We start from the raw sequence: 5,605 nt of genomic DNA on the forward strand, positions 1-5,605 counted from the left end.
CACGGATAAAAGGCGGATCAGCGTCTTCGTCCCGGCGGGCTTGGCCGGGCCGGGGGTGGCAGCGAGCTCTGACATCGGAAAATCCTTCACCTTGTCGCCATGAAAGCTACCACGTGGTTCTTGGCATGAGCCTTCTATGGCCACCCGGTTTCCGCCGGTTGCGTTTACCTTTCGTTAGCCCTTCGCTGCGCCGCCGCCGACGGTGCCGTCACCACAGCCCGCAGCCCGCCAGATGCCGGTGGATCTGGTTGCAGATGTGCCGGCAGCAGCGTGCGCGCCATCTCGATCGCAATGGACGGGGCGGCGCCCTGACCGAAGGCAGAGATTGCCGCGCGCACTGTCTCAAGGAACAGCATTTCCTCCTCGACAATCTGGCCGTAGCGCGCAGCGATCGGGCCGACGAGCCCATAAGCGAGCAGAACGCCGAGGAAGGTGCCGAGAAGGGCGGCCCCGATCATGCCGCCCAGCACGGCCGGCGACTGGTCGATCATGCCCATCGTCCGGATGATCCCAAGCACCGCCGCGACGATGCCGAGCGCAGGCAAGGCGTCAGCCAGCGTATTCAGCGCCGCAACCGCCTTCATCCGCTGGCCGGCATGGGTGTCGATTGCCTGGTTCATCCGCGCGGCTGCGCGCGCCGGGTCCGACAGGTCGAGCGCCATCAGCCGGAACGCATCGCAGATGAGCGCTCGCGCCTCAGGTGCCCGGGCCAGGGCCGGCGCGCGCGCAAACAGCGCCGAACGTTCAGGCGCCTCGACATCGGCTTCGATTGCGACAAAGCCACCCTTGCGGACGGCGCGCATGAGCTGGGCCAGCACCTCGAATTGCTGCGCATAATCCCTGCGGCTGAAGCGCGCGCCGCGGAAGGCGCGCCAGAAACCCGCAAAGGCCTCGCGGGCCACCTGCGGCGAGTTGCCGAGCATCACTGTGCCAACCGCTGCCCCGCCGATGAGCCCGAGCTCCAGCGGCAGCGCATGCAATACCGCCGGCCCGCTCGTCAGCGCGAGCCCGCCGCCAACGAGGGCGAAGATGATCAGAAAACCGAGGAGTTGCAGCATGCTGCCATCCATGCGCCCTCTGCCTTAAGGCCGCGTTGCGGGGCACATCACGGACTGGACATTTGCTCGACCGGCGGCACAGAAAAAGTCATGACCGGTTCGACTGATCCGGCGCCCGACCAGTCGCGCCCCGACCGGCGGGGCGCCTTCATCCTGCTCTTCTTTGCCCTGATGGCGATTGGCGCCGGCAATACGATGCTGCTGGCAGCTGTGCTGCCGCAACTCACCCGCGAGCTCGACATGCCGGACTGGATGGCCGGCGCAGTTTTTTCGCTCTCGGCGCTGCTCTGGTCGCTCGCCTCGCCTTTCTGGGGCGAGCGCTCAAATCGGTGGGGCCGGCGCACCGTCGCGGCGATCGGACTGGCGGGCTACAGCATCTCGATGCTGCTCATCTGGCTGACCGGCGCCCTCGCGCTCGGCGGCGTGCTCACCAATATCGCCGTGATTTTTGTCTGCCTCGCGCTCGCCCGCTCGCTGTTCGGCCTCATCGGCTCGGCCGCCAATCCGGCGGCGCAGGCCTATGTTGCCGACCGGACAAGCAAGGCCGAACGCCAGAGCGAGATTGCCTTCCTCTCTTCCGGCTTCAGCGTCGGCAGCGTCGTCGGTCCAGCCTTTGCGGCTGCGCTCGTCGGGCTCGTCGGCATCCTTGCCCCTGCGCTGTTCACGGCGCTGCTGGCTGCGCTGATGGCCGCCCTGATCTGGTTTCGCCTGCCGGAGCAGCGCGCCCCGGTGACCGATGCCGTCCGCCTCGAAGCCGAATTTGCCGCGCGCGGCCTCTGGTATTCCGACCGTGTACTGCCTTTCCTCGTCTACGCCGTCGGCCTGTCGCTCGTAACCGGCGTGCTGACGCAGGTGTTCGTCTTCGCCGTGATGGACAAGCTCGGTGTTGGCGGCCGCGAGGCGGCGCAATACACCGGACCCGCCTTCACGGTCGGCGCCCTCGCCGTGCTGCTCGCCCAACTTGTCATCATTCCGCGCCTCAATCTGCGCAACAAGACCCTGATGTGGGCTGGCTGCATTCCGCTGATCATTGGCACCCTGATCATTGTCTTTGCCCAAGATTTTGCGAGCCTCCTGATCTCGCAATTCCTGATCGGCCTCGGCCAGGGGCTTGCGCGGCCCGGCTTCTCAAGCGGCGCCTCACTGGCCGTCTCGCCGCAGCTGCAGGGCAATGTGGCCGGGCTGGTCATCTCTGCCAACGGCATGGGCTACATCGTCACGCCCTTCTTCGGCCTCTTCTTCTATGAATATGTTGATCGGGCCCTTCCCTTCTATCTCTGTGCAGCAATGCTGCTCGGCATGCTGCTCTATGCCCGCTTCGGGATGAAGGACGGGCTTGGAGAAGTCCGGGAGGACGAGCCGTCAGGGTCCTGATGGAGAAGGCTTCCGCCAACGTCCTGCCCGGCGTAAAGGCTGGCGCCTATGGTTCTGTCTATCACTGTCCTTGGCATCGAAACGAGTTGTGACGAAACCGCCGCCGCCGTGCTGCGCCTTGACGGCGGGCGCGTGCATCTGATGTCAGACATAATTCACAGCCAGCTTGCGGAACACGCGCCCTATCTCGGCGTCGTGCCCGAGATTGCCGCCCGCGCGCATGCCGAGATTGCCGACCGCACCGTCACCGCGGCAATGGATGCCGCCGGCCTCGGCTATGGCGATCTTGACGCCGTGGCCGCGACGGCCGGACCCGGCCTCATCGGCGGCGTTCTGGTCGGGCTGATGACCGGCAAGGCAATTGCCCAAGCCGCGGCCATCCCGTTCATCCCGGTTAACCACCTCGAAGGCCATGCGCTGTCGCCGCGGCTCGCGGCCGACTGCCCCTTCCCTTACCTCCTCCTGCTCGTCTCGGGCGGGCATTGCCCGTTCCTTGAGGTTGGCGGGCTCGGGCAGTATCGCCGTCTCGGCTCGACGATCGACGATGCCGTGGGCGAGGCCTTCGACAAGGTTGCGAAAGCCTTGGGACTGGGCTTTCCGGGTGGACCGGCTGTTGAGCGCATGGCCGCTTCCGGCGACCCGGCCGCTTATGCGTTTCCGCGGCCACTGATCGGGCGCCCGGGTCTTGATATGAGCTTTGCAGGGCTCAAATCCGCGGTCGCTCGCGCCGCCGAAACAGCAACAGACGAGATGGCGAAGGCCGACATCTGCGCGAGCTTCCAGGCGGCCGTCTGCGATGTGCTTGCCGCTCGCAGTGCGGCGGCGCTTGCGGCCTTCGCTTCGGGCGATGGCGAGAAACGCTTTGTCGTGGCCGGCGGCGTGGCTGCCAACCGGACCATCCGCGCTGCCCTTGAGGCCGCCGCGGCGCGTGAAGGCGCGCGCCTAATCGCCCCGCCCGCCCGGCACTGCACCGACAATGCAGCGATGATCGCGCTGGCAGGCGCCGAACGCCTGGCCTCGGGGCTCGTCGATCCGGATGACGGCCTCAGCGCGCCGGCTCGTCCGCGCTGGCCGCTCGACACCCTGTCAGCCAGCATGGCCCCTGTCTATGGAAGTGGCCGTCGCGGCGCGAAAGTCTGACCCACCGGCAGCAGTCATCCTTGAGCTGTGAGACGGGCCGGACCCGAAGCGCCGCGTGCGGCGAGGGAGCCGGCCCGCTCCGTCAGATGACGAAGCTTGTCAGCCCAAGCGTTGCAGCGACGACGATCGCGGAGGCGGGAATCGCGACGAGGAAGGCAAGAATGGCGTTGCGGGTTTCTTCGGCAGAGCGGGTCATGGGGTCAGGTCCTTCGGGCTATCGGGCGGCAGTCATCGCCGCCCTTAAGCGTTATATGGCGCTTCCCTGACGATTAATCAATGAACAAAATCAAAATTATTTATTAGTCAGCTTTCATGGCCCGGACTGCGGACGATCCCTCATGTGCAGGACACGCGGCGCGCACGGAGGCCGGCAGGCCTTCCCAAGCGGCTGGCACAACGGCCCCCGGCGACAGCCCCGCCAGCATCAGGTCAAGCACGCCATCGAGCTCGCGCTGCAGTTTCGGCAGGGTCAGCATTGAGAAAAGCTGCGGGAAGCGGAACTTCATCAGCCCCGACTGCATCATCTCGGCCGTCTCATTCGGGTGTGCGAGCGGCCGGAATTCGCCTTTGCTCACACCGTCGAGGAGGATACGCACGAGATAAGTGCGCTCATGCGCCAGCGCCTCGTTCATGAACAAGGGCCGCTCGCGGGCAAGCACCTCAGCCACTTCAAGGATCTTTGCATCCTCAGCAATCGCCGTGTAGGTCCGGGCGAGATCAAAGTGAAAAAACTCCCTTAGCCGGTCGACGGCACTCGCGGGGCGGCTGGCAATGTCCTCATGCACTTCGGAGGCTTGCGCGTTGAACTTGCGCGCCATCGCCTCGGCGATGTCGAGCTTTGACGCAAAGAAGCGATAGATGTTGCCCGCCGACATGTTGCAGTCGCGCGCTATCTCCGCCATCGTTGTTTTCGCATATCCGTAGTGGAGAATGCGTTCGACGGCAGCGAGCAGGATCTGCTGGCGAATTTCGTCTGTCTGGGCCATGGATCACCTTTATCAGGCCACCAACCAGACTATCCAAAATTTCTGAACATTCAATATAGTATTCAGTATCCAATTGCACAACGTGCGGTTGGGGCCGTGACTTACCTCGCCCGTCTTAAGGTGTACCCATGCCGCTTTACTGCCTTCACTGCCTCGATGATGAGATCGGTGGCCCTGCCCGCCGCGCCGCAACCCGCCCTGCCCATCTTGATTGGGTCGCCGGCCTCGGACCGATTGTGCGCATGGCCGGGCCGCTGTTCGACGAAGGTGGCCGTATGACGGGCTCGGTCTTCCTGATCGAAGCGGAAAGCCTCGACGCCGTGCGTGCTCTCCATGCCGCAGACCCCTACGTGAAGGCGGGCGTCTTCGGCGAGGTCCGAATTCACGAGACACGCTGGGCCATCGGTGATGGAAAACCGGCATGAAACAATGCACGTTCGGCAATCTCAACCACGCCTGAGGTTTGATCTGCCGGGGCCCTGCCAAAAGGCGGGCGGGCCTGCCGAATAAGGGGACCTGTTGATGATTGATTTCCCGGACCGATGGGTCCGGCTCAAGGTGATCAGCCAGCCCGGAACGGTGCTGCCGCCTCTGGAGGACGGCGCCGAGCGGTCCTGGACAGGATATGGCCCGGATGGCCGCCGCTCGGGCTATGTTGCCGAAAGCGCGGGTTGAGCCGGAGGGGTGAGAAGGTCATAGCCGAGATCATGCCGGAAGGCGCTCCGTACACGGTCGGCATAGATCGTGTACGCCGTATCACGGAACAGCGTTGCCGGCGCCTCCTGCCGGTTTTGCAGGACATTCGGCTCACCGTTCGGATCAATGCGCAGCGCCATCGCGCCCTTCGTGCCCGCGGCCAGCGCCGCATCAAGCGCCGCCGCACCGAGCCCGAGATGCCAGTAGTCCGAAATGGCTGACAGCACGGCGCGCGCATCGCGTTCCGTCGCCTCATAGGTGACCGTGAGGACGCGCCCGGGCATTGCCTGCGTGAGCTCGCCCCACCGGTTCCAGAAGCGCGCGAGCCACCATACGTCGCAGCGATAGCGC

7 protein-coding genes are annotated in these 5,605 nt (G+C 65.1%); 4 read left to right on the plus strand and 3 right to left on the minus strand.

Features of this window, described 5'->3' with window-relative positions; translation table 11 throughout:
• Nucleotides 1-164: 164 nt before the first annotated feature.
• A complete protein-coding gene (locus ACWIQA_RS08940; RefSeq protein WP_448582726.1) occupies nt 165-1,058 on the minus strand; it encodes a motility-associated protein in 894 nt (297 codons plus the stop codon).
• Between the two features lie 90 nt (nt 1,059-1,148).
• Here ACWIQA_RS08940 and ACWIQA_RS08945 point away from each other — a divergent pair, with 90 nt between their 5' ends.
• Both ACWIQA_RS08945 and tsaD read left to right on the plus strand, forming a co-directional pair.
• The gene (locus ACWIQA_RS08945; RefSeq protein ID WP_448582727.1) at nt 1,149-2,432 is read left to right on the plus strand and encodes an MFS transporter; all 1,284 of its coding nucleotides are present in this window, start codon (nt 1,149-1,151) and stop codon (nt 2,430-2,432) included.
• A 48-nt stretch (nt 2,433-2,480) separates the two neighbouring features.
• Nucleotides 2,481-3,572, plus strand: a complete 1,092-nt coding sequence (tsaD, locus tag ACWIQA_RS08950) for a tRNA (adenosine(37)-N6)-threonylcarbamoyltransferase complex transferase subunit TsaD (protein ID WP_448582728.1) — start codon at nt 2,481-2,483, stop codon at nt 3,570-3,572.
• A 299-nt stretch (nt 3,573-3,871) separates the two neighbouring features.
• On the opposite strand, the gene ACWIQA_RS08955 is transcribed toward tsaD, so the two are convergent.
• Entirely contained in the window at nt 3,872-4,558 is a 687-nt protein-coding gene (locus ACWIQA_RS08955; RefSeq protein ID WP_448582729.1) for a TetR/AcrR family transcriptional regulator, read from the minus strand.
• 128 nt (nt 4,559-4,686) lie between these two features.
• Between ACWIQA_RS08955 and ACWIQA_RS08960 the strand changes: the two genes are divergently transcribed.
• Both ACWIQA_RS08960 and ACWIQA_RS08965 read left to right on the plus strand, forming a co-directional pair.
• A complete protein-coding gene (locus ACWIQA_RS08960; RefSeq protein WP_448582730.1) occupies nt 4,687-4,983 on the plus strand; it encodes a YciI family protein in 297 nt (98 codons plus the stop codon).
• Between the two features lie 97 nt (nt 4,984-5,080).
• Nucleotides 5,081-5,233 (plus strand): hypothetical protein, encoded by a 153-nt coding sequence (locus tag ACWIQA_RS08965; RefSeq protein ID WP_448582731.1) that lies wholly within the window; start codon nt 5,081-5,083, stop codon nt 5,231-5,233.
• On the opposite strand, the gene ACWIQA_RS08970 is transcribed toward ACWIQA_RS08965, so the two are convergent.
• Nucleotides 5,209-5,605 (minus strand): hypothetical protein (locus ACWIQA_RS08970; protein ID WP_448582732.1); only part of this gene is annotated, 397 nt, incomplete at its 5' end. The genes ACWIQA_RS08965 and ACWIQA_RS08970 overlap by 25 nt on opposite strands.

This window comes from Thermaurantiacus sp. (assembly GCF_053487655.1).

Coding starts and splice junctions, on each gene's coding strand:
- ACWIQA_RS08940 (WP_448582726.1), bottom strand. CDS start 1,058: ATGCTGCAACTCCTCGGTTTTCTGATCATCTTCGCCCTCGTTGGCGGC.
- ACWIQA_RS08945 (WP_448582727.1), top strand. CDS start 1,149: ATGACCGGTTCGACTGATCCGGCGCCCGACCAGTCGCGCCCCGACCGG.
- tsaD (WP_448582728.1), top strand. CDS start 2,481: ATGGTTCTGTCTATCACTGTCCTTGGCATCGAAACGAGTTGTGACGAA.
- ACWIQA_RS08955 (WP_448582729.1), bottom strand. CDS start 4,558: ATGGCCCAGACAGACGAAATTCGCCAGCAGATCCTGCTCGCTGCCGTC.
- ACWIQA_RS08960 (WP_448582730.1), top strand. CDS start 4,687: ATGCCGCTTTACTGCCTTCACTGCCTCGATGATGAGATCGGTGGCCCT.
- ACWIQA_RS08965 (WP_448582731.1), top strand. CDS start 5,081: ATGATTGATTTCCCGGACCGATGGGTCCGGCTCAAGGTGATCAGCCAG.